Origin of the sequence: Pseudomonas sp. F9001, assembly GCF_013385435.1 — a bacterium.
Lineage (GTDB): Bacteria > Pseudomonadota > Gammaproteobacteria > Pseudomonadales > Pseudomonadaceae > Aquipseudomonas.
The window spans coordinates 384,510-407,023 of sequence record NZ_JACAPX010000013.1 but is presented as its reverse complement, the minus strand read 5'-3'; the positions used below and the strand labels follow the sequence as shown (position 1 = coordinate 407,023).

17 protein-coding genes are annotated in these 22,514 nt (G+C 61.4%); 5 read left to right on the top strand and 12 right to left on the bottom strand.

Translation table 11 applies throughout. The features are described from left to right. Positions 1–16: 16 nt before the first annotated feature. Complete coding sequence (locus HX818_RS14455; RefSeq protein WP_177020307.1) at positions 17–1,165, top strand: NAD(P)/FAD-dependent oxidoreductase; 1,149 nt, start codon at positions 17–19, stop codon at positions 1,163–1,165. A 191-nt stretch (positions 1,166–1,356) separates the two neighbouring features. Continuing rightward, positions 1,357–1,632, top strand: coding sequence for an HU family DNA-binding protein (locus tag HX818_RS14450; RefSeq protein WP_003213368.1), 276 nt, complete (start codon positions 1,357–1,359; stop codon positions 1,630–1,632). Between the two features lie 117 nt (positions 1,633–1,749). Here the strand turns inward: HX818_RS14450 and HX818_RS14445 are convergent, their stop codons facing one another. The 12 genes from HX818_RS14445 to tssA all read right to left on the bottom strand — a co-directional run bounded on the left by HX818_RS14445 (position 1,750) and on the right by tssA (position 18,870). Next, complete coding sequence (locus tag HX818_RS14445; protein ID WP_003213360.1) at positions 1,750–2,157, bottom strand: hypothetical protein; 408 nt, start codon at positions 2,155–2,157, stop codon at positions 1,750–1,752. A gap of 15 nt (positions 2,158–2,172) precedes the next feature. Further along, complete coding sequence (locus HX818_RS14440; protein ID WP_177020306.1) at positions 2,173–6,480, bottom strand: RHS repeat-associated core domain-containing protein; 4,308 nt, start codon at positions 6,478–6,480, stop codon at positions 2,173–2,175. A 12-nt stretch (positions 6,481–6,492) separates the two neighbouring features. Continuing rightward, on the bottom strand, positions 6,493–6,927 hold the full coding sequence (locus tag HX818_RS14435; RefSeq protein ID WP_003213356.1) for a DcrB-related protein: 435 nt from the start codon (positions 6,925–6,927) through the stop codon (positions 6,493–6,495). A gap of 15 nt (positions 6,928–6,942) precedes the next feature. Beyond that, positions 6,943–8,883 (bottom strand): type VI secretion system Vgr family protein, encoded by a 1,941-nt coding sequence (locus HX818_RS14430; RefSeq protein ID WP_177020305.1) that lies wholly within the window; start codon positions 8,881–8,883, stop codon positions 6,943–6,945. A 158-nt stretch (positions 8,884–9,041) separates the two neighbouring features. Further along, positions 9,042–11,699 carry a type VI secretion system ATPase TssH gene (tssH, locus tag HX818_RS14425; RefSeq protein WP_177020304.1) on the bottom strand — a complete coding sequence of 886 codons (2,658 nt, stop codon included), beginning with the start codon at positions 11,697–11,699 and terminating at the stop codon, positions 9,042–9,044. Further along, entirely contained in the window at positions 11,692–12,735 is a 1,044-nt protein-coding gene (gene tssG, locus HX818_RS14420) for a type VI secretion system baseplate subunit TssG (RefSeq protein WP_177020303.1), read from the bottom strand. Before tssG ends, tssH begins: the two co-directional genes overlap by 8 nt. Continuing rightward, positions 12,699–14,558, bottom strand: coding sequence for a type VI secretion system baseplate subunit TssF (gene tssF / locus HX818_RS14415; RefSeq protein ID WP_003213350.1), 1,860 nt, complete (start codon positions 14,556–14,558; stop codon positions 12,699–12,701). The genes tssG and tssF overlap by 37 nt, the downstream gene beginning before the upstream one ends. After that, complete coding sequence (gene tssE, locus HX818_RS14410; protein ID WP_003213348.1) at positions 14,555–15,070, bottom strand: type VI secretion system baseplate subunit TssE; 516 nt, start codon at positions 15,068–15,070, stop codon at positions 14,555–14,557. Before tssE ends, tssF begins: the two co-directional genes overlap by 4 nt. 78 nt (positions 15,071–15,148) lie before the next feature. Next, positions 15,149–15,637, bottom strand: coding sequence for a type VI secretion system tube protein Hcp (locus HX818_RS14405; protein ID WP_003213345.1), 489 nt, complete (start codon positions 15,635–15,637; stop codon positions 15,149–15,151). A 153-nt stretch (positions 15,638–15,790) separates the two neighbouring features. Next, entirely contained in the window at positions 15,791–17,287 is a 1,497-nt protein-coding gene (tssC, locus tag HX818_RS14400; protein ID WP_003213343.1) for a type VI secretion system contractile sheath large subunit, read from the bottom strand. Between the two features lie 2 nt (positions 17,288–17,289). After that, positions 17,290–17,796: a type VI secretion system contractile sheath small subunit gene (gene tssB, locus HX818_RS14395; protein ID WP_003213340.1), complete on the bottom strand. Its 507-nt coding sequence runs from the start codon at positions 17,794–17,796 to the stop codon at positions 17,290–17,292. A gap of 54 nt (positions 17,797–17,850) precedes the next feature. Beyond that, complete coding sequence (gene tssA / locus HX818_RS14390) at positions 17,851–18,870, bottom strand: type VI secretion system protein TssA (RefSeq protein WP_102370171.1); 1,020 nt, start codon at positions 18,868–18,870, stop codon at positions 17,851–17,853. 403 nt (positions 18,871–19,273) lie between these two features. Here tssA and tagH point away from each other — a divergent pair, with 403 nt between their 5' ends. Genes tagH through tssK form a run of 3 tightly spaced genes read left to right on the top strand, consistent with a single transcriptional unit; the run spans position 19,274 to position 22,513 of the window. After that, complete coding sequence (gene tagH / locus HX818_RS14385; protein WP_023659289.1) at positions 19,274–20,605, top strand: type VI secretion system-associated FHA domain protein TagH; 1,332 nt, start codon at positions 19,274–19,276, stop codon at positions 20,603–20,605. A gap of 52 nt (positions 20,606–20,657) precedes the next feature. Further along, positions 20,658–21,164 (top strand): type VI secretion system lipoprotein TssJ, encoded by a 507-nt coding sequence (gene tssJ, locus HX818_RS14380; protein ID WP_003213332.1) that lies wholly within the window; start codon positions 20,658–20,660, stop codon positions 21,162–21,164. Positions 21,165–21,178: 14 nt separating this feature from the next. After that, complete coding sequence (tssK, locus tag HX818_RS14375; RefSeq protein WP_177020302.1) at positions 21,179–22,513, top strand: type VI secretion system baseplate subunit TssK; 1,335 nt, start codon at positions 21,179–21,181, stop codon at positions 22,511–22,513. Position 22,514 lies beyond the last annotated feature (1 nt).

Genomic DNA, 22,514 nt, shown 5'->3' with positions numbered 1-22,514 from the left:
CTACAAGGAGAAAGGAATGAACGCACCTGTCGTGATCGTCGGCACGGGTTTGGCCGGTTACAACCTGGCTCGGGAGTTTCGCAAGCTCGATAGCGAAACCCCGCTGTTGCTGATCACCGCAGATGACGGGCGCTCCTACTCCAAGCCCATGCTTTCCACCGGCTTTGGCAAGAACAAGGAAGCCGACGGCCTGAGCATGGCGGAACCGGGCGCCATGGCCGAGCAACTGAAGGCCGAAGTGCGTACCCACACCCGCATCAGTGGCATCGACCCGGGCCACAAGCGCTTGTGGATCGGTGAGGAAGCGGTGGCCTATCGCGACCTGATCCTGGCCTGGGGCGCAGAAACCGTGCGGGTGCCGGTACAGGGCGACGCCGCCGAGCTGATTTTCCCGATCAACGACCTCGAAGACTACGCACGCTTTCGTGCCGCTGCGGCCGGAAAACGCCGGGTGCTGTTGCTGGGTGCCGGGCTGATCGGCTGCGAGTTCGCCAACGACCTGATCCTCGGCGGCTACGAGATCGACCTGGTGGCGCCGTGCGAGCAAGTCATGCCGACCCTGCTGCACCCGGCCGCCGCCGCAGCGGTGCAGGCCGGTCTGGAAGGCCTGGGGGCGCGTTTTCACCTGGGCCCGGTGCTCAATCGCCTGCAGCGCACCGCTGACGGCCTGGAAGCCCACTTGTCTGATGGCGAAGTGATCCAGTGCGACCTGGTGGTATCTGCCATCGGCCTGCGCCCGCGTGTCGACCTGGCCGCCGCCGCCGGGTTGCAGATCAACCGCGGGATCATGGTCGATCGCCACCTCAAGACCTCCCACGCCAACATCTACGCCCTGGGCGACTGCGCCGAGGTCGATGGCCTGAACCTGCTGTACGTAATGCCCCTGATGAGCTGCGCCCGCGCCCTGGCCCAGACCCTGGCGGGTAACGCGACGGCCGTCAGCTACGGTCCGATGCCCGTCACGGTAAAAACCCCGATCTGCCCGCTGGTCGTCTCGCCACCGCCACGGGGCAGCGAAGGTGTGTGGAGCGTCGAAGGGCAGGGCGGCGACATCAAGGCCCTGTGCCGCGACGCCAGCGGCCGACTGCTGGGCTACGCCCTGACCGGCACGGCCGTGATGGAAAAACTGGCCCTCAACAAAGAACTTCCGCCGCTGCTGGCGTAAATGCTGGTCGTTCTGTCGGAATAAGCATCATTTTGACCGTAGAAAGGTCGCCGTGAGACTGGCGCAGGCCCCGATGGCATGCCATCCTCACTCCCGTCTGCCGCAGAGTAGAGCCTGCGGCGCCTTGGGCGCTGCTCCGATAGAGAGCAGCACGGACATAACAACAAAAAACCGTCAAAGAGGCTTCACTTATGCGTAAACCAGAACTCGCAGCCGCTATTGCAGAAAAAGCAGACCTGACCAAAGAACAGGCCAACCGCGTACTCAACGCCGTACTCGAAGAAATCACCGGCGCGCTGCATCGCAAGGACAGCGTCACCCTGGTGGGCTTCGGCACCTTCCTGCAGCGCCACCGCGGCGCCCGCACCGGCAAAAACCCGCAAACCGGCGAGCCGGTGAAAATCAAGGCGAGCAACACCGTTGCGTTCAAGCCAGGCAAGTCGCTTAAAGACAGCGTCAATCCGTAAGTAAAGAAGCCTGCGCTACGCACATGCGAGTGTGAGCGCGGGATAAAAAATGGGCACGCCGACTGGGTCGGGTGCCCATTTTTTGTGGGTGGGCAATCCTTGCTCAATCGTTGAGCTTCAAGCTGTCCACTCGTTCTCAATACACCATTGCTGTACATCCGCAATTAGTTGCGCCGATACCGGTTGCAGATTGGGGAGTTTTTTCTCGTATTTCTTAATACTTTCAACAAAAAATGTAATGAATGCCGCACCTATTAATTTGCGCTGAGCAGCTATGTCTTTTTTCAGTGGAACAAAATCTTCCTCGTCCATGGCGATATCCAGACCGAACATTTTGTCTTTTGCGTAATAACGGCAAAATGTTTTTCGTTCCAGGTTCTTCGGCAGGCATCGCATGCAGACCGCCAGTTCCCAGTCGAGGGTGGGATACTTTTTTTCAAGAATCTCACTCAGGCCATTTAGCTCGTCGGTGATTTCAAAGACCTTTGTCCAACTCGGTGAGTCCGATGTCGTATCGACTCGCATAAAGTATTCCTTATGTCAGTGCCTGCATTTGTTGCCCGGGGGTAGTTTTCCTCGGCGTTTAAAATATTTTCCGATTTTTAATCTTTCCCATACCTGCATATTGCCCTTCGTCGGTGCTGCCATAACCCTTTTGTAGGCAAGATTTTTGGATTTCAGCCACTTTTGGGTATATCGCCGATTCGGATTGACGGTTTCACCGACTTTCCAAACTTCACCTTTTTTCAAATAGACTTGGCCTATTGGCTTTTTATGGCCCCATGCCATCTCGTCATAAAAGCCGTCCTTTTTCGCAATCAGGTAATAAAGCTCGGGGGCCAGTCCCCATGGATCAATCCAGGATATTGGATTGGGGGCGTACTGATAAAAATTGAGCCCGCCGTCAAACTCAATCGGATCCGGTGTCGTAAACCGTCCCACGTCCGGATCATAAAACCTGAAAGTATTGAAATGCAGCCCCGTCTCCCGGTCCAGATACTGCCCCTGAAAGCGCAGGTTCTGTTCTTCGATGTAGTACGGCTCGCGCACTTCCTCAACCGTATTGCCCCACACACGATATGTCGCGCGCCAGACATTATGCCCGTCAGCTTCAGTCAGTTGCTCCGGCAGTCCGTTGAGGTCGTTGTGGTAGTAGCGGATTTTCTGCAGCGGCCCGGTGCCGTCAACGCGAGCCAAGGGTTCGCTGCCTTCATCTTCATAGATGTAAAGACTGGTCTGGCTGTGTTTATGCTCCTGCAATAACCGCAGCCCATCCCAGGTAAACCGGGTTTCCCCCAGGGGATAGCCGTCGTTGCCATGTTCGGTTTTCTCAATGCGTCGGCCCAACGGGTCGTAGATCATCCTGACTACGCTGCCGTTTTCATTGCGCACTTCAATCAGCCGGCTTTCTGCATCGTAGGCGAAGCGTTGCAAGCCACGCGCTGCGCTGCGTTTTTCGATCATCCGACCGAACGCGTCATAGCGATAACGCTTGTCCTGATAGGTCAGCAGTTTGTTATGCACGACCAGCCCAGCGCCTGACTGCGGGCCATCCAGCAGGTTGGCGGCGGCATCGTAGGCAAACGTTTCGCGCTGGCCGTGCAGGCTGTCCTGGCTGGCGATGATGCGGCCAGTGGCATCGTAGTGCAGCAGTTGGCGATGTTGTATGGCAGATTGCTGGTCGAACTTGCCGACCAAGTTGTCGGCAGGGTCATACTCGAACTGCTTTTGCGCTGTCGCTGGCATCAACGATGGCAGGCCTGTAAGGCGGTGTTGGCGTGAGCGTAGACGGCCGCTGCGGTCATACTCACTGCGGGTGCTGAGTCGGCCTTGGGTGCGCAGTACTTCGCGGTGCAGGCGGTCGCGTTCAAAGTCGCTGATGACCTGGCCGTCGAGATTGACCTGATGCAAGTGACCGCTGCCGTAGTACAGGCGATTGAGCCAGCGTCCGTCGGGTATCTGGGTCTGGATAAGATTACCGAGTTCGTCGTAGTGGTGCTGCAGGGTGCCCATAGAACTCTGTTCGGCAAGCATTTGGCCGAGGGCGTCGTAAGCGAAACCAAGGGCTTGGGTATTGCCCAGCAGGTCGGTGAAGGTGACGGCGGTGAGCTGGTCCAGCGGGTCGTAGGCGTAGTCGGTGCGCCCATCGTCGGTGGTTTTGGCGATCAGCCGACCTACTGCGTCACGTTCCATTTGATGGACAATGGGCGCTGGCGGCGTCTCGGGAACCAGGCCTAGCCCGTTGCCGTAGGGGGCCGGAGTGGCGGTCACCGTGGTGATATGGTCCAGTGGATTGTAGGTGTAGCTTTTGGCACTGCCATCGAGGTCTTGCTGCTCAGTCAGCCGATCCCCGGCGTCCCAGGCAAAGAGATAACGTTCGCCGTTCTCGTTGGTCAGTGCTTGCAGGCGCCCATAGCTGTCATAGCCGAACTTCACCTGCCGGCCATGAGCGTCGGTGCGCAGGCTTATCTGGCCACGTCGATTGTGCTGGTAGAGCGTGGTATGTCCGGCAGGGTCGGTGTACCCCACGAGTTGGCCGCTGACATCGCGTTGAAACAGCTCGATGCGACCGTCCGGCAGTTGGTTGCTGAGTAAGCGCCCCTGGAGGTCGTAGCTGAATTGAGTGCGCTCGCCAAGCGCGTCGGTGATCACCTGCAGATAGCCGCGCTCGTCGTAGCTGAAACGCGTGGGATAACCCGAGCAATCAATGTGTTCGACCAATTGCCCGAACGGATTCCAACGCAGTTTTTTGCTTTTACCGGAGGCGTCGATGATTTCCACGACCTGGCCGTGGGCGTCATAGCGATAGCGGGTGATGTGGCCCAGCGGGTCGGTTTCGGCAACGCAATTGCCGCGAGGATCATAGCGATACTGCCAACTGTTGCCGGCGGCGTCGGTCTCCACCAGGGGTAACGCCCAGTGTTCAAGCCACAACGTTGAATCGCTGCGGCCCAACGGGTCCGTTTCGCCGATCAGGTTGCCGGCGTCATCATGCTTGTATTCATAGCGTCCACCTTGCGGGTCGGTGGCGCTGAGAAGTTGGCGTTCGTCATTCCACTCGAACAGCCAGGTTTGCCCCAGCTTATCGCTGTATTGAATGATCTGGTGCTGAGTATTCCAATGTCGGGTGCTGACGCGCTGTAAGCCGTCGATGATACGGGTGAGGCCCGCCTTCAAGTCATAGTCGAACTGGTAGGAGTCACCTTCATCGGTCCAGTGTCGGACGACTCGCCACTCTGAGTTTTCAATCAGTGCCCATTCATAGAAGCACCGCAACCCGGTGGGTAACTGATGCTCCACCATTCGGTGCCCGGCATCGTACGTGAAGCGCCGCTGCACCTGGCCAGAGGCATCGCGCACCTCTGCCAGATTGGCCCTGGCGTCATAGCCGTAGCTGACGAGCACTTCGCGACGTTGATCTGGGAATAGGCGTTCGACGCGAGTGACGTGCTCATGTTCGCGTATCAACTCGACCTGCACCAAGTCGAAGGTATCGCGCAGGCGTACCAGGCGTCCGGCCTGGTCGTAGTCGAGATGAATGCGGTTGTCGTTGCGGTCGCCAAGTTGAATCAGGCGCAGCAGCGACGGGTTGGCTGTGGGCTCAAACAAACGATATAGGCCGTCGTCACTTTCAATCAGCAACTGCCCGTTGAGGTGCCGACGCACAGAGAGCCCTTCGCCGGGGCTGAACACCGCCCCCCCCAACGGGATCGAGCCCATGTCGATAGGGCGCCCCTGCTCGTCGGTGTAGACCAGCGCTTCACCGCCTTCTGGATGAGGTTGGATTTCGACGCATACTTCATAAGCCACACTCCAGCCTGTACCGAACAGTGTGCCTGGGCGTTCGTCGCGGCTGTTGTAGAAGCGTTGCCAGTCAATCGGCAGGATGGCGGGCAGTACAAAATCCAGTTCATCGGTGCCGCCCAGCACCTTCGCTCCCGTTGCAGCATGCACCGGATTCGACGAGCCCATGGCAGCGTTGGTCATCGCGTCCATCGCGCTGCTGACGGCCATCGAAGTAGCCCCGCCAATCAGCATGCACGGCAACTTGCTGAAGAACTTGCCCTTGCCGCCCTTGAGCATCAGTAACGCGGTGACCGCCAACCCCACGCCCGGCGTCTTGCCACTGCGTATTTCCCGCACCACCACTGACCCGCCGCCAATGGTCACGTTCGATGAAATCAACCCGGACGACACCACTGTTGCATCGCAGGTACTACGATCACCACTGCGCACCGCAGGCTGGCCATTGATCGTGACCTTATCCGAACCCTCGGCCAGGAACTGCGGAGGCATCGGTGGATGCTTCATGCAGGTGACCAAGTCCAGAGGCTTGGGCACGGCTCCTGGTGTGGGAGTAGCCACCGTGGGGCGCCACATTTGGGAGAAGAAGCTCTCGGCCATATCCAGATAACTGGCTTCTGGTTCGGGTGCGGGTTCTTCCAGTTCGGTTCCGGCTGGCGCGACATGCGAGCTGATCGCCCCCGCGGCACGTGCGGCGGGAAGGTTGTTGGTCAGGGTATCGGTGGCACCGGTGAGAATATTCGCCTGTACCGTGGGCGGAAACAGGGCGTTGCTGAAGCTGTCGCATAAATTGGTGAGGCCTTTGTCCGCCCCGCTCTTGCTCATGAGAAGGCCGACAACTGTGCCCACCACTGCGCCGAGCAGGACGCATCCGAGTCCGCCGGTAGCGACGGTGATACCGGTAGCAGCCACCACGGCAGCAGTCGCTACTGCAGTGATCGCGATATTGGCCGCCACCTCCAACACACCGCCGAGGATGTCGGCCATCATTGAGGTGTGGGAGAGCGCGTCGCCCATGCGAGCGGCCCATAGAGCATCAGACATGCATGGTGCCCATCAGGAAATCGCGTCGAACGACAATGAGTTTTTGATCGTCGCCCAGTGCGCCGCCTCGGCATCGCCCAGCTTGTCTGCCTTCACATAACTCAAGGCGAGCATCTTGCGTGTGCCCGGGATTACCAGAGCCAGTTGGTACTGGAACACCTTGTCACTGCCCTTGCTGAACTGGCTGCGGAGCTCTATGCCTTCTACTTCCTTTGTTGCACCTAGACGGACACCGACGCCCGGTTGATAGCGCAAATCCTGCACCTGTTTTTCCAGGCGTTTGAGCTGTTCGTCGAAGTTGCTGTGCAGGGTTTCGCCATCGGTGAGGAAGCTGCGGCTGATGATCAAGGAAGTGCCCAGCTCGGGGAACTTGAGGATATTGATCGTAGCGTCCTGCAGCTCGCCGGCCGGCAGTTGGAACTGAAATTCGTTAATTCGGTACGTCATGGAAAACAGGTCTCGTCAGGAGCTTTTAGGCGCGGGGAACGCGGCTTTGATATTGGCGTCGATGCTGGCTTTCATGCCCTGACCATCGGGTGTTGCGCCGGGGCCGCCGCCGTTGTTCAGGTGCAGGACGCCGCCGGTATTGAATTCGGCATCGCCGCTGGCGTGGAAGCTGATATTTACGCCACTCAGGTTGATCTGCCCGCTGGCGTTCAACTCCAGGATGCTTTTACCGCAGACCAATCGCAGGTTTTCGCCCACTTCAATCACGTAGCTCTGGCTGATGCTGTCGGTCTTTCTCTGGCCCACCGAGAGGATGTCTTGATGCTTGACGATGCGCACTCGATTGTTCCCAATCGTCACCGTCTCGTTATGCCCAATACTCTTGTTCCGGTCATGCCCCACCGAATGACTTTCATCCACCTCTACCACGATGTCCTGATTACGCTCTGCATGGATGTACAGCTGCTCCAACCCCTTCTTGTCCTCCATGCGGATTTCATTGAAGTTGGCCGGCGTGCCGCCTTTGCTGGAGCGGCTTTTCATCCCGCTTTGGGTGGCGTTTTCCGGCAGGTCGTAAGGCACGGTCTGCTCGGCGTTGTACACCCGGCCGGTGATGATCGGCCGGTCGGGATCGCCTTCCAGGAAGCTCACAATCACTTCCTGGCCGATTCGCGGGATCTGCATCGAGCCCCAGTTTTTTCCGGCCCAGGACTGCGATACGCGAATCCAGCATGAGCTGTTTTCGTTGGACTGGTCGTGGCGGTCCCAATAGAAATGCACCTTGACCCGGCCATATTGGTCGGTCCAGATTTCTTCGCCCTTGGGGCCCACCACCAGCGCGGTCTGCGGGCCTTTGACGATGGGCCGGTAGGTGTTGGCCAGCGGGCGGAAACTCTGTTGTGCGTCGATGCAGGTGAGGGTGCTTTCGAACTGGGCCGAAGGCGCGCCACCGCCGCTTTCGAGGCTTTCCTGGGAGATGTAGTAGCGGGCGCCGACGATCAGGTATTCGCGGTTCTGGTCGCGGCGACTGAAGCCGGTGAGGCTGAACAGGTGGCCGGAACCCAGGCCGCGCGCATTGCCGCTGAACTCCACTTGTTCGTGCAGGGTTTGCAGGGCTTCGATGCGGGTGCGGGCGTAGTGTTCGCCGTCTTCGCTTTTGACGTAGGTGCCGGGGTAGTCGTACAGCGGGTAGTCGCCGGCGGTGTGCGGGCGCGGCATGGCCGAGCGCACGTCGATGCTCGCGCTGGGGCGCTGGAAGTCGTAGTCGTTGAGCTCAAGGGAGCCGGGCTGTACTTCCTGTGCCAGGTGCCAGTTGTGCATATGGTCGCGTTCGCGCTGCTGCTCGTCCTTGGGGTAGTAAGGCACCGAGGCGTAGCCGGGCACGTTGGCGTGGGCACCGTAGGCATCGGCCAGCACCAGCACGTGGCGGTCCTGCTCGTGGCGGAAGAAGTAGTAGATGCCTTCCTGTTCCATCAGGCGGCTGACGAAATCGAAGCTGGTCTCGCGGTACTGCACGCAGTATTCCCACTCGCGGTACGGCCGGCTCAGGGCGTCTTCGAAGTCGGAAAAGCCCAGGTCGCGAAACACCTGCTTGATGATCTGCGGGATGCTCAGGTTCTGGAAAATCCGGCAGTCGGAGGTGCGGCTCAGCAGCCACAACCACGGGCGCAAAGTCACCTGATAGCTGGCGAACTGGCCCTGGTCGATGTTCTGGCTGCAGCGGGCGACGATGCCGTGGAAGTGCCGCTCGCCACCGTCCGCCATTTGCAGGTTCAGGCTCATGGGCTTGCCCAGCAACTGGTTGAGGTCGATGTTGGCGTCCAGCGAGGTCAGCTGCAGTTCGAAATTGAACAGCCGACCCAGCTCTTCGCCGCCACCCATTTCATTGAGCAGCAGCACATCCGGCCCCAGGGGGCTGGTGATCTTGGCCAGGCGTGAGGCTTGGTTGAATAACATCGGTTAACCCGTAAATAGCGTAATAACTGTAGGAACCAGCTCCAACTGTGGGAGCGGGCTTGCTCGCGAACGCGGTGAATCAGTCACCGGATGCATCAACTGATACGCCGTCTTCGCGAGCAAGCCCGCTCCCACAGTTTTGATCGCATTCCGTCAGGTCAATCGTTGAAGTCGTAGTGCAATTCGTTATCCCGTGTGCTGATTCGCACGCCCGCCAGCGCCTTGCCTTCGAGCATGCGGGTGAGGAATTCGCGGCTCATGTCCGGCAGCAGGCTGTTGGTGAGGATGGTGTCGATCATCCGCCCGCCGCTTTCGGTTTCGGTGCAGCGGGACACGATCAGGTCGACCACGTCGTCGTCGTAATCGAAGGCGACTTTGTGGGTGTTCTCCACACGCTTCTTGATGCGGTTGAGTTGCAGGCGGGTGATTGCCTTGAGCATCTCGTCGCTGAGCGGGTAGTACGGAATGGTCACCAGGCGGCCGAGCAGCGCCGGCGGGAAAATCTCCAGCAGCGGCTGGCGCAGGGCCTTGGCGATTTCCTCGGGCTCGGGGATGTTCGCCGGGTCTTTGCAGACCTGGGAAATCAACTCGGTACCGGCGTTGGTGGTCAGCAGGATCAAGGTGTTCTTGAAGTCGATCACCCGGCCTTCGCCGTCTTCCATCACGCCTTTGTCGAACACCTGGAAGAAGATTTCATGCACGTCCGGGTGGGCTTTTTCCACCTCGTCCAGCAGCACCACGCTGTAGGGTTTGCGCCGCACGGCTTCGGTCAGCACGCCACCTTCGCCATAGCCGATGTAGCCCGGTGGCGCACCCTTGAGGGTGGACACGGTGTGGGCTTCCTGGAACTCGCTCATGTTGATGGTGATCACGTTCTGCTCACCGCCGTACATGGCTTCGGCCAGGGCCAGGGCGGTTTCGGTCTTGCCCACGCCGGAGGTGCCGGCGAGCATGAACACGCCAATCGGCTTGCTCGGGTTGTCGAGGCCGGCGCGGGAGGTCTGGATGCGCTTGGCGATCATCTGCAAGGCGTGGTCCTGGCCGATGATGCGTTTCTTCAGGTGCTGGTCGAGGTTGAGCACCGTCTCCAGTTCGTTGCGGGCCATGCGGCCCACCGGGATGCCGGTCCAGTCGGCGACCACCGAGGCCACCGCTTGGTAGTCCACGGTCGGCAGGATCAGCGGGGTTTCGCCTTGCAGGGTGCTAAGGCGTTGTTGCAGGTCTACCAATTGGGCACGCAATTGATCATCGCCGCTGTCCACGACACCGGATTTTTCGCGCAACGTCGCACGGGTGGCGAGCAACTCATCCACCAGGGTTTTCTCTTCGGCCCAACGGCTTTCCAGGGTGGCCAGGCGCTCGCGTTCGGTGCTCAGCAGCACTTCGCTGTTGGTCTGGCGCGCACCGATGGCGATGCCGATCGCGTGCTCGCGGGCGATGATTTGCAGCTCGGTTTCCAGTGCCTCGATACGGCGGCGGCTGTCGTCGACTTCTGCCGGCACCGCGTGCAGGCTGATGGCGACGCGGGCGCAGGCGGTGTCCAGCAGGCTCACGGATTTGTCCGGCAATTGACGCGCCGGAATGTAGCGGTGGGACAGCTTCACTGACGCTTCCAGCGCTTCGTCGAGGATCTGCACCTGATGGTGTTTTTCCATGGTCGAAGCCACGCCGCGCATCATCAGCAACGCCTTGTCTTCCGACGGCTCGGCCACTTGCACCACCTGGAAACGGCGGGTCAGGGCCGGGTCTTTTTCGATGTGCTTCTTGTACTCGGCCCAGGTGGTGGCGGCCACGGTACGCAAGGTGCCACGGGCCAGGGCAGGCTTGAGCAGGTTGGCCGCGTCACCGGTCCCGGCGGCGCCACCGGCACCTACCAGGGTGTGGGCTTCGTCGATAAACAGGATGATCGGTTTCGGCGAAGCCTGGACGTCTTCGATGACCTGGCGCAGGCGTTGTTCGAACTCGCCTTTCATGCTCGCGCCGGCTTGCAGCAGGCCGACATCGAGGCTGCGCAGTTCCACATCTTTCAGCGCGGGTGGTACGTCGCCGGCGACGATGCGCAGGGCGAAGCCTTCGACCACGGCGGTCTTGCCGACGCCGGCTTCACCGGTAAGGATCGGGTTGTTCTGGCGGCGACGCATGAGGATGTCCACCAGTTGGCGGATCTCTTCGTCACGCCCGACGATCGGGTCGAGCTTGCCGCTGCGGGCCTGTTCGGTCAGGTCGACGGTGAAGCGCTTGAGGGCTTCCTGCTTGCCCATCGCGCTCGGGGCCATGGCGCCGCTGGCCTCGCCCGGTACAGCACCGGCATTGAAGCCGTCGCTGGCACTCAGTGCATTCTCCGGCGAGTCGCCGACGTATTCGTCAAAGCGTTCGCTCAGGGCTTCGGCCTTGATCTTGTCGAACTCACCGGACAAGCCCAACAGCGCATGGCGCAGGCTCGGCGTCTTGAGAATTCCCAGCACCAGGTAACCGGTGCGCACCTGGCTTTCGCCAAACATCAGGCTGCCGTAGACCCAGCCACGCTCGACCGCTTCTTCCACATGGGACGATAAGTCAGTGATCGACGTCGAGCCACGGGGCAGGCGGTCCAGGGCTTCGGTCAGGTCGCGCGCCAGACGCGCCGGCTCGACATTGAACTGTCGAATGATGCGGTGCAGGTCCGAGTCCTGCAGTTGCAGCAACTGGTGAAACCAGTGGGCCAGTTCCACGTACGGGTTGCCCCGCAGCTTGCAGAACACGGTGGCGGCTTCGATGGCCTTGTAGGCCACGCTGTTGAGTTTGCCGAACAGTGCGGCGCGACTGATTTCACCCATGCTCTGGATTCCTTGAGGTGTTGGCGTGTTCGGCGTAATGCCGGGCCAGGATTAGGTCGTTGGCGTCATGCTCGGGTTGGCCGAGCCAGGTGTTGAAGCCCAGGCGGAACTGGCCGTTGAGTTGCAGGGCCGGCACTTCCGGTTGTTGCAGAACCAGGTTCAGGTCCCAGTCCAGTTCGTGGCCCAGGTACTCGGCGACCCACGCCACCAGCTCGTTGAACGGCTGGCTGCCGGGCAGCATGCCCATGTAGTCATCGAGCTTCAGCGGGCCCAGGCGAATGCGGAATTTATGCTGGCGGTCCCACACGTGGCTGCCGAGGCAAAAGTCCACGCCCAGCTGGTTGGCGCTGACACTCACGCGGCTGCGTTCGGGCAGCTCCAGCCATTGTCCGACGTACTCTTCGATCTCCACCGGCAGGCCGAAGTACTCGCCGAGAATCGCCTTCAGGCCGTCCGGATAGCGGGTTTGTGCCGACAGGTGGCCGCTGTAATGCAGCTTCGCCGTGTCGGGGATCAGGCCCTGGTTGAGCAGGCTCGGGGTGCCGCGACCGCTCAATGCGGCGAGGCGCGCCGACCAGTAGTCATCGTCCGGGCGGTCATGGCTGACGGTCGGCCGCGCCTCGGCCCAGGCGCGATAAAACAGGGTCAGCAGGCGGTGGTGGAACACATCCAGGAAGCGCTTGCTGGTGCTGTCGGCGTTGTTGCGCTGGCGCTCACGCACGTACTCGGTGATGTGCAGCGGCAGCGGGCCGTTGGGGCCGCCGAGGCCGAAGAAGAACTGCTCCAGCCGTGCCGGCTGGCCTTCAGCCCCAGGTTCGACCGAGGCCAATGTGGCCGGCGCAAAGGTGCAATCGGCCTGCTGCCCGAGACGCAGCGGGTCATCCGCCAGGCGCAGGGAATGCCCCAGGCGTGGCAGGTCCGGCGATTCGCACTCGATGCGCCGCAGCGCCTGGAAGAAGTCATATTCCCAGGGCTCCTGATGCATCGCATCCAGGGTACTCACAGGGTCGGACGGCGTCCGGGCTTGGCTTTCCATCGCATGATCTCGCCGCGTTCGGTGGTACGGATCACCGTCTCGGTAAAACTGTTGATCGACACGTAGCGTGCCAGGAACCGTTCAAACACCGCACCGAGCAGGAACACGCCGGTGCCGCGGAACGCGTTTTCATCAAATTCCAGAGTGATCTCAAGGCCGCGGCCAAACACAATCGGGCCGGGCATCGGCAGGCGCCGGGTCACCGCCTTGCTGCTGACTTCCCGCAGGCCTTCGATCTGCAATTGCAGGGCGGCGTCGTTGCTGTCGCCATACAGGCGCAGCAGTTCACGCAGCGCGGCGGCGCCCTGGCCTTGCTCGCTCAGCGACAGGTAGTTCAACGACAACTGGCTGATCAGACGCCAGGCCTTGGCGTCATGGGCATGGCTGGCGCGCGGGCGGCTTGGCCCGGCGACGCAGCGCACGGCCAAGACCGGCGCACTGTCGGCCAGGGTGAAGTCGGTCTTGCCGTTGCCCACGCTCATGAACAGCGGCAAGTCGCGGTTAGTGCACAGTGCGGTCACGCCCAGTTGGCGCAGGTCATGGCGGTACGGGGCTTGCTGGGTGTCCACCAGGCTGACGAAGGTTTCGCTTCCCACATAGGTGGAGCGCGGCCCGTTGCGGCGCTGGTCGCTGGACAACACGCGGGGTTCGCGACGCACCGTGTAGTAAGCCTGGTCACGGCCATAGCGCGACGGATCGCGTACTGCATAGAACGGCAAAAACGGTTGCTCCGGTCCGGTGCCGTGGCCCGTGATGCCGCTCAAGGAGTGAATCTCGAAATCCATCGGTCGTGTGCGGTCGGCGATCACATGGTGTTCGTTGACCCGCTCGGACAAATGAATCCGGTCCACACGCTTGGGAAACAGGTTGATTGCCGGGGTGCAGAACGGCACGAATTGCGCCTTGCCGACGCTGCCTTCCAGGCTTGGATCGTGACGGTCGAACAGCACGATCAGTTCCAGTTCCTGGCCGTCACAGCGTTTGACTGCACGGCTCAGTTCAGCGAATTCGACGAACAGAAAACGGTGGGGCAGGGCGAAGTATTCCTGGAGCAAGCGATAGCCCTGGAACGCTCTCGGCACCACCGGCATCGCCGCATCGGCGTCATCGAAACCCCGGGAGCGCAAGGCCTCCGGCGGCAGGCGCTCAACCCAGTCACCGCCGGGCTTGCGCGCGAACACCGCGCAGGCATTGCCCAGCAGTTGTTCGTAGAGGCGGAACGGTTGTTCGTCGGCACCGCTGAGGTACAACGGCAAATTATCCAGCGCCAGGCTGTTGAACGGCAGCTCGGCGCCGGTACGCAAGGTCAGGCGCAGGCCAGCCTTGGCCTTGGGTTCGCTGGCAGCCAAACGCCCGAGTACGGCGGACGGGTTGCCGAAGTACTCGGCCTGGGCGACCTGCAACGGCCACAGCGTCACCGGGTGCGCGGTGCGGTATTCGCAGCAGGTCTGGGTTTCGCGGCCCAAGGCGGCGCGCAGGACGGTGTCGCGGGGCAGTGGAAAACCACTGGCCAGGGAGCCTTCATCGGGATCGGCCTGCAACTGCACCACGGTCATCGACGGGGTCGGCGCCAGGTAGTGCGGGTAGGCGATCTCCAGCAGATTGTTGGTGAAGGTCGGGTACTCGGCGTCGAGCTTGAGCTGGACCCGGGCCGTGAGATACGCAAAGCCTTCGAGCAAACGCTCGACGTACGGGTCGGCGCAGTCCATGCCGGACAGGGTCAGCCGACTGGCGATCTTCGGGTATTCCTTGGCGAACTCGGCGGCGCTTTCGCGCACGTGGTGCAGTTCCTGGTTATACAGCTCCAGCAAGCGCGGGTTCATGGGCGTCTCCGCTGGTCGGCATTGACCACACGCACATGGCCGGACTCCAGGTCCAGGTCGGTTTGCAGCAACAGGCGCAACGGCACCGGCTGCGCCCACAGGTCGCCTTCGATCTCGAAACTCAGGGCGTTGTGGTTCATCTCACCGTGGCCGACGCGTGCCTTGACCCGCAAGGTGTGGCGCAGGATGCGCGGCTCGAAGGTGGCGATGGCTTGTCGAATCAAGGCCTCCAGGGCGCTGATGTCGACACTGGAGACACTGTTGCCCGCCAGCGCCGGCAGCCCGTAATTGACCACCGACGTACCGGCAGGCGTGTGCAGCGTGGCATCGGCGTTGAGCAGTGAAGTGGTGTTGAGCAGCCACGTCAGGTCACGCAGCACCGAGGCTTTCAATTGGCTCAGGGACAGCACGCGTTTGTCGGCGCTTTCCTTGGGATTGGTCGGGTCATCGTCGGTCAACCGGTCCAGCAGGGACGGTTGCAGGCGATCGCGGGAAGCAATTTCAGTTACCACCAAAGCAGCTCCACGGACGGGTTGCGAGAGGAACAGGGGGCTTGCAGCCGCCACTTGGGGTGGCGGCTACAGGGGCAATCAGCGTTTGGTGTTGGAGCGAATGTTCCAGCCAAACTTGATCGCGCCGCCGTCTTTGGTGCCGTCGGCTTTCTGTGGCTGGTAGTCCACCATCACCTGGGCAAAGTTCAGGGTCACGTTTTCGGTCAGGCGGTCATCGCTGCCCGAACCGCCGGTGCTCAGGGAAGTGACCAGCACTTCTTCGAGGTTGATGATCATGTACTCGACCTGGCTTTCACCGCCGGCCTTGCGCACGGTCAGCGTGACCTTGTCGATGTGCTTGCCGCTCGCGCAGTGCATCATCAGGTTGGGCGAGGCCTTGTCGACGTACTTGGTCAGCGACAGGTCCTGGATGTTCACCTTGCCCGCACCGCCGCCACCGCCCACGTGCATGTTGCCGGACTGGGCCATGCCCCAGCTCCAGTTCAATACGTCGATTTCGTCCTTGTGGGCCTTGTCCATGGACTCGCCCTTGATGTCGCCGATCTTGATGAAAATATCAACAGCCATGTTTTCTCCCTGTGTGGTCTCAGCCACAGAATTTGTTAACGCTGATCGTTCCCACGCTCTGCGTGGTAACGCATCTTGTGACGCTCTGCGTCACTGGGACGCGTAGCGTCCCGGGCGGCATTCCCACGCGGAGCGTGGGAACGAGCGACGGTGTTACGCGCCTTTCGCCGAAGGCAGCTTCGATACCAGGCGCAGCGACACGGTCAGCCCTTCGAGCTGGTAGTGCGGGCGCAGGTAGAACCTGGAGTTGTAGTACCCCGGGTTGCCTTCGACGTCTTCCACGATCACTTCGGCGGCAGCCAATGGATGCTGGGCCTTGGTGGTTTCGGTGGAGTGCGCCGGGTCACCGTCGACGTAGTTGAGGATCCAGTCCTGCAACCAGCGTTGCATCTCGTCCTTCTCTTTGAAGGAACCGATCTTGTCGCGCACGATGCATTTCAAGTAGTGGGCGAAACGGCAGGTGGCGAACAGGTACGGCAGGCGCGCGGCCAGGTTGGCGTTGGCGGTGGCATCCGGGTCATCGTATTCGGCCGGTTTCTGCAGCGACTGGGCGCCGATGAAGGCGGCAAAGTCGGTGTTTTTCTTGTGCAGCAGCGGCATGAAACCGTTCTTCGCCAGTTCCGCTTCGCGGCGGTCGCTGATAGCGATTTCGGTCGGGCACTTCATGTCCACACCGCCGTCATCCGTCGGGAAGGTGTGGGCCGGCAGGTTCTCGACTTCACCGCCCGACTCCACGCCACGGATGCGCGAGCACCAGCCGAAGTGTTTGAACGAACGGTTGATGTTCACCGCCATCGCGTAAGCGGCGTTGGCCCAGGTGTACTTGGAGCTGTCGGCACCGTCGGTGTTTTCTTCGAAGGCGAAGGCTTCCACCGGATCGGTCTTGGCACCGTACGGCAGGCGCGCCAGGAAGCGCGGCATGGTCAGGCCGATGTAGCGCGAGTCTTCCGATTCACGCAGCGAGCGCCAGCCGGCGTATTCCGGGGTGGTGAAGATCTTGGTCAGGTCGCGCGGGTTCGACAGTTCCTGCCACGAGCCCATGCCCATCACGGTTGGCGAAGCGGCGGCAATGAACGGTGCGTGCATGGCGGCGCAGACTTTCGACAGCTCCCCCAGCAGCTCCACGTCGGGAGGCGACTGGTCGAAGTAGTAGTCGCCCACCAGGCAACCGTAGGGTTCGCCGCCGAACTGGCCGTATTCTTCTTCGTACATCTTCTTGAAGATCGGGCTCTGATCCCACGCGGTGCCCTTGAATTTCTTCAGGGTCTTGTGCAGGTCCGGCTTGGAGATGTTGAGCACGCGAATCTTCAGCTGCTCATCGCTCTCGGTGTTGTTCACCAGGTAGTGCAGGCCACGCCAGGCGCTTTCCAGCTGCTGGAAATCCTGGTGATGGATGATCTGGTTGACCTGGGCGGTGAGCTTGGCGTCGATGGCGGCGATGATCGATTCGATCGACTTGATCGCGTCGTTGGACACCAGGTCGGTCTGGGCCAGAGCCTGCTCGGCCAGGGTGCGCACAGCGGTTTCCACGGCTTCGCGGGCACGCTCGGTCTTGGGTTTGAATTCTTGCAGCAGCAGGTTCGCGAACTCGCTGGCTTCTTCGGTGGTACCCAGGATCTGGGTGCCTTCGCGGGCGGTATTGTCAGTCATGATTACTGCTCCCCTGCAGGCTTGGGCGCGCTGGCAAGTGCCTGAAGCAGTGCCGGGTCCTTGATCGCCTTCATGATGATTTCTTCAGCGCCGGTCTTGCCGTCCATGTAGGTCAGCAGGTTGGCCAGCTGGGTGCGGGCTTCGAGCAGTTGCTTGAGCGAATCGACCTTGCGCGCCACAGCGGCGGGGCTGAAGTCGTCCATGCTTTCGAAGGTGATGTCCAGGCTCAGGTTGCCTTCGCCGGTCAGCTCGTTGGGCACGTGGAACGCGACGCGTGGCTGCATGGCCTTGAGGCGCGAGTCGAAGTTGTCGACGTCCACTTCAAGGAACTTGCGGTCGGCCACAGGCGCCAGAGGCTCGGCGGGCTTGCCGGCGAGATCGGCCATCACGCCCATGACGAAGGGCAGCTGGACCTTTTTCTCGGCGCCGTAGAGCTCGACGTCGTACTCGATCTGCACCCGAGGCGCACGGTTGCGCGCGATGAATTTCTGAGAACTTTGCTTCGCCACGTTGCTGCTCCTGGTCGCTTGAGCGACGGTGTTGTAACTGCGCGATCCGTACGCTTATTCGCTGTCCGGCCCGCGCAGATTTTCAAATTGGGACATGCCGTCGGGAATCAGGTTGCGCACGATGGCCGCAAAGTCGGCGTGCACCAGATTCTTCGCTCGGTTCAACAGCACCGGCAGCGGGCTCGAAGGCTCGTGCCGGGTGTAGTACGCAAGGATCTTGTCGAGGCTGCGCAGCACTTCATCGCGGCTTGCGATGTCGCCGGTCGGGCGTGCTGCAACGGGCGCGGCGGCGTATTCAACCGAGGGGGCATTGTCGTCACTGACAACCTCGGGCTCGCTGGCAGCGCCGCTGTGTGGGGCGTATTGGTTAAGTATCTGCGCGGCCTGCTTGAGCAGTTGCTTCAAGGGGCCGAGGTCCACGCCCTGGGCGGAACCTACCTGGTCGCTGACGTATTGTTCGATGGCCTCACAGGCGTCGCGGGCGGCGTTCAGCGCGTCGCGGGTGGCTTGCAGTTGCTCGGCATCGCTGTCGAGGAATGCGCCGTTAAGCTGTTCGGCACCGAGGTTTTCGCCGGGGAAACTCTGCAGCCCGCTGGCATTCAGCGCGGCGCGCAGGCTGACGGGCCCGAAGGTGCGCGAACGGGTGAGAATGGCCTCACGCAGCAGGCGGATGTTCGCGTCGCTGGCCACGCCGCTGAGGGCATTGATGCGCACGGTGGGGTCGTTGTCGTCATCGGCATCCAGGCGCGGATGCAGGTCGGCCCAGTATTCGCGCAGCAGCGCGTTGATCAGCGCGAGTGCGTCGGCAAGACCTGCAATGCCCTGGAGGGCGAGGGCGGCTTGCAACAGGAAATGGGTGATGCGCAGGTCTTTGCTGCGTTGCAGGAGGTCGAGACTTTGCTGCTGGATGCTGCGCCATTCCGGAGGTTCGGCAGGCAGGATCGAGTCGCCCATGCTGCGCTCGGGTTGACCCTGTGCGGCACGCTCAAGATGCAAGTAATCGGCGTCATATTCCAAGTCTTCGCCACAGGGCGAAGTCGCGGAAACGGCGGCGAGCAGCAGAGGCACATCCACTAAATTCGATCTCCCTATCAGCCCGTTAGATGACGGGCAACTCATGCATTAGTTGCGCGAGGAACTTTGCATGTTTTCTTGGTCTTATTTAGCGCTTTGACATCATGTTGATTTCAAAGTGCCATCATTGGTGTTCAAGAAGTTGTGCATTTTTGGTGTAGTACTTATGCCTTGTCAAGGTAAGCTATTCGCCCTCTATGACAGATGTGCGGTGCTTAACATCTTGTGCGACTGATCAGTCGAAGCAGGTGCCGAGGCAGGATTTTTGTCATACAGGCCGGTTAAGATCAGCAATTACGCGGGTTGAAGCAGGCTTTCAAGGTTTTGAAAGGATCTGTCGTGGATCTCTCGGAGCATTTCTCCCAGGGAACGGCCGCGCGGGAAGTATCAGCAAGGAGGCAAGATGTCGCTGTGCTTGACTATCACTAGTTATCACAAGATTACCCCTGGCCAGTGTTCTGAAAAGTCCCTGGACCAGGGAGTGATGGCTATTGGCCGCGGTTCCGAAAATGACTGGGTACTGCCTGATCCAGAACGTCTTGTTTCCACGCAACATTGCGTTATTCAGTACAAAGATGGTCGTTACTACTTAACTGATAACAGCACTAATGGAGTTGAGTTAGTGCATGCCGGTATTCGTTTGCGGCGGGGAAGCAGCGAGCCATTGCAGGACGGCGAACTGATCCGCATCGGCGATTACGAGATCCAGGCGCGTATCGATTTCAACCTGAAAGTGACAGATACCCCGTCTTTCACCGGTGACGCTTCCAACAGTTTCGAAGCCCTGATGGGTGCCGCCGTGAAGGCCCCGACGCCACCTCCGGTGATCGCGCCGCAGTTCCAGGGCGCCTCGTCGATGGACACCCTGCCGGACCTGTTCGACTTCCTCGCGCCCACCAGCGTACCGCCGGCCACCGTGCACGATCACGTGCCGGCCGAGCAGCACGACTTCCGCCCGCCGACACCGCTGCCCGTGGCTGAGCCGCCTGCGCCGGTGGTCTCGGGCTCAGTAATCCCCGAAGACTGGGATCTGTTCGGCGATGCCCCGGCACCCAGGCCTGTTGCACCGCCGCCGCCAACACCGCCACAGCCGCCGGTCATCGAGCCGCCCAAGGTCGAGCGCCCGCTCCCGGTGGCTGATGCCAGCCAACCCGACCTGTTGCAAGCCTTCCTGCGTGGTGCGGGCCTCGATCAGTTGCGCCTGGACAAGGCCCAGGCCGAAGCCCAGATGGAAAGCATCGGCCGCAGTTACCGGCTGATGGTCGAAGGCCTGATCGACGTGTTGCGTGCCCGCAGCAGCCTCAAGGGCGAGTTCCGCATGCAGCAGACGGTGATTCAACCGGTGGAAAACAATCCGTTGAAATTCGCCCCGAATGCCGATGAAGCGCTACTGCTGCTCCTACGCCACAGCAATCAGGCGTTTATGGCACCGGACTTGGCCGTGCGCGACAGTTTCGACGATCTGCGCGCCCACCAACTGGCCGTCATGGCCGGGGTCGAAGCCGCCATCAAGCACCTGCTGACGCGCTTTGAACCGGCGCAGCTCGAAGAGCGCATGGGCAAGCCCGGCGGGCTGTCGAGCATTTTCAACGGCTCGCGCCAGGCCCAGTACTGGCAGCAGTTCACCGAGCTCTACAGCAATATTTCCCGGGAGGCCCAGGAAGATTTCCAGGACCTGTTCGGGCGTGAATTCAGCCGTGCCTACGAAGCGCACAGCAGCCGACAGCGTCACTAACAACGCAGTACATGGAACAACGGATAGCTAAGTACGTCATTGAGGACGCAGGATGATTCCCAGGTTTTTACTCGCAGTCGCCACCGCGCTTCTGCTGACGGCGTGTGCCAAGGATGCGGCCAAGCCCGAGGCCGCCGAAGCTGAGGCAGACACCGCCGCCGTCGAGCTGCATTTCCATGCCATCGCCGGGCTCAACCCCGGCGCCAATGGCCAGGCAGCCCCGGTACGGGTGCGGATTTTCGAACTGAAAAACGCCGCCACCTTCAGCCGTTCCGACTACTTCGCCCTGGCCGATCGCGCACAGTCGACCCTCGGCCTCGACCTGCTCGACCAGGACGAAGTGGTGATCCTGCCCGGCCAGCAATTGAGCATCCAGCGCGACCTCGACCCGTCCACCCGCCAGATCGGCCTGCTGGTGGGCTATCGCGAACTGGACCGCGCCGAGTGGCGCACGGTGCTCAACGTGCCGGCACGCCAATACACCGAATACCAGATCAGCCTCGATGTGCATGCCGTGCGTGCCGACGTCGTGGTCCCCCCATCCAGCCCTGCCCAATAAGAATCGGAGCCCCCATGTCCTGGAACAATCGCGTGGTCTGGTCGGAAGGCATGTTCATCGGAACGCAGCACTTCCAGCAGCATGACCGTTACCTGGAAAACCTGATCGATGCGCGCAGCCGCCCGTTGTCGGCGGGGGCCTGGGGCTTTTCCGAACTGTTGATCGACCAGGGCCTGCTGGCCCAGGGCAAGCTGGCGATCGTCTCGGCACGTGGCCTGTTACCGGATGGCACGCCGTTCGATATCCCCCAGGACGACCTGGCGCCGAGCCCGCTGAATATCGACGACAACTTGCGCGATGGCCTGGTGTACCTGGCGTTGCCCCTCAAGCGTGCCGGCGCCCGCGACACCGTCGACGAAGGCGAGGCCCTGGAAGCCGCGCGCTATGTCAGCCAGGTGCGTGAAGTGCGCGACGACAACGCGCCCTTCGAAAACCGTGCGCCGGTGGCGGTCGGCTCCCGCGCCTTGCGCCTGTTGACCGCCCAGGATGGCATCAGCGATTACGCGGCCATTGGCCTGGTGCGCATCAAGGAAAAACGCGCCGACCGCGCCCTGGTGCTGGACGAGAGCTACATCCCGCCGGTCCTCGACGTGACGGCCAGCAAACCGCTGACCGCGTTTCGCAGCGAACTGCTGGGCCTGCTGCACCAGCGCGGCGAAGCGTTGGCCGGGCGCGTGGTGGCTTCGGGCGCCGGTGGTGCTTCGGAGATTGCCGACTTCATGCTGCTGCAACTGGTCAACCGCGCCCAGCCGCTGATCCAGCACCTGAGTCAGTTGAGCCCGCTGCACCCGGAGCGTTTCTTCAGTGAATTGGTGAGCCTGGCCGGCGAGTTCTCGACCTTCTCCACCACGGGTCGCCGCCCCCACGAATACCCGCAATACCAGCATGACGACCTGGCCTTGAGCTTCACCCCGGTGATGCAGGCCCTGCGCGAGGCGCTGTCGATGCTGATCGACAGCAAGGCCACGCCGATCCCGATTGTCGAGAAAGCCTACGGCGTGCACGTGGCGATGCTGGCCGACAAAACCCTGATCGACAGCGCCAGTTTCATCCTGGTGGTGCGCGCCGATGTGCCGGGCGAAACCCTGCGCGCACGCTTCGGCCAGCAAAGCAAAGTCGGCTCGGTGGAACACATCCGCGACCTGGTCAACCTGCAACTGCCGGGCATCGGCCTGCTGCCGCTGCCGGTGGCGCCACGGCAGATTCCGTACCACGCAGGCTCCACCTACTACGAGCTGGACCGGGGCAGCGAGCACTGGCAGCAACTGGGTAATTCCGGTGGCTTTGCGTTCCACATCGCCGGCCAGTTCCCGGGGTTGAACCTGGCTTTCTGGGCCATCCGAGGGTAAT

Coding starts and splice junctions, on each gene's coding strand:
- HX818_RS14435 (WP_003213356.1), bottom strand. CDS start 6,927: ATGACGTACCGAATTAACGAATTTCAGTTCCAACTGCCGGCCGGCGAG.
- HX818_RS14440 (WP_177020306.1), bottom strand. CDS start 6,480: ATGTCTGATGCTCTATGGGCCGCTCGCATGGGCGACGCGCTCTCCCAC.
- tssJ (WP_003213332.1), top strand. CDS start 20,658: ATGATTCCCAGGTTTTTACTCGCAGTCGCCACCGCGCTTCTGCTGACG.
- HX818_RS14405 (WP_003213345.1), bottom strand. CDS start 15,637: ATGGCTGTTGATATTTTCATCAAGATCGGCGACATCAAGGGCGAGTCC.
- tssH (WP_177020304.1), bottom strand. CDS start 11,699: ATGGGTGAAATCAGTCGCGCCGCACTGTTCGGCAAACTCAACAGCGTG.
- tssK (WP_177020302.1), top strand. CDS start 21,179: ATGTCCTGGAACAATCGCGTGGTCTGGTCGGAAGGCATGTTCATCGGA.
- HX818_RS14445 (WP_003213360.1), bottom strand. CDS start 2,157: ATGCGAGTCGATACGACATCGGACTCACCGAGTTGGACAAAGGTCTTT.
- HX818_RS14455 (WP_177020307.1), top strand. CDS start 17: ATGAACGCACCTGTCGTGATCGTCGGCACGGGTTTGGCCGGTTACAAC.
- tssC (WP_003213343.1), bottom strand. CDS start 17,287: ATGACTGACAATACCGCCCGCGAAGGCACCCAGATCCTGGGTACCACC.
- tssF (WP_003213350.1), bottom strand. CDS start 14,558: ATGAACCCGCGCTTGCTGGAGCTGTATAACCAGGAACTGCACCACGTG.
- tagH (WP_023659289.1), top strand. CDS start 19,274: ATGTCGCTGTGCTTGACTATCACTAGTTATCACAAGATTACCCCTGGC.
- HX818_RS14450 (WP_003213368.1), top strand. CDS start 1,357: ATGCGTAAACCAGAACTCGCAGCCGCTATTGCAGAAAAAGCAGACCTG.
- tssG (WP_177020303.1), bottom strand. CDS start 12,735: ATGGAAAGCCAAGCCCGGACGCCGTCCGACCCTGTGAGTACCCTGGAT.
- HX818_RS14430 (WP_177020305.1), bottom strand. CDS start 8,883: ATGTTATTCAACCAAGCCTCACGCCTGGCCAAGATCACCAGCCCCCTG.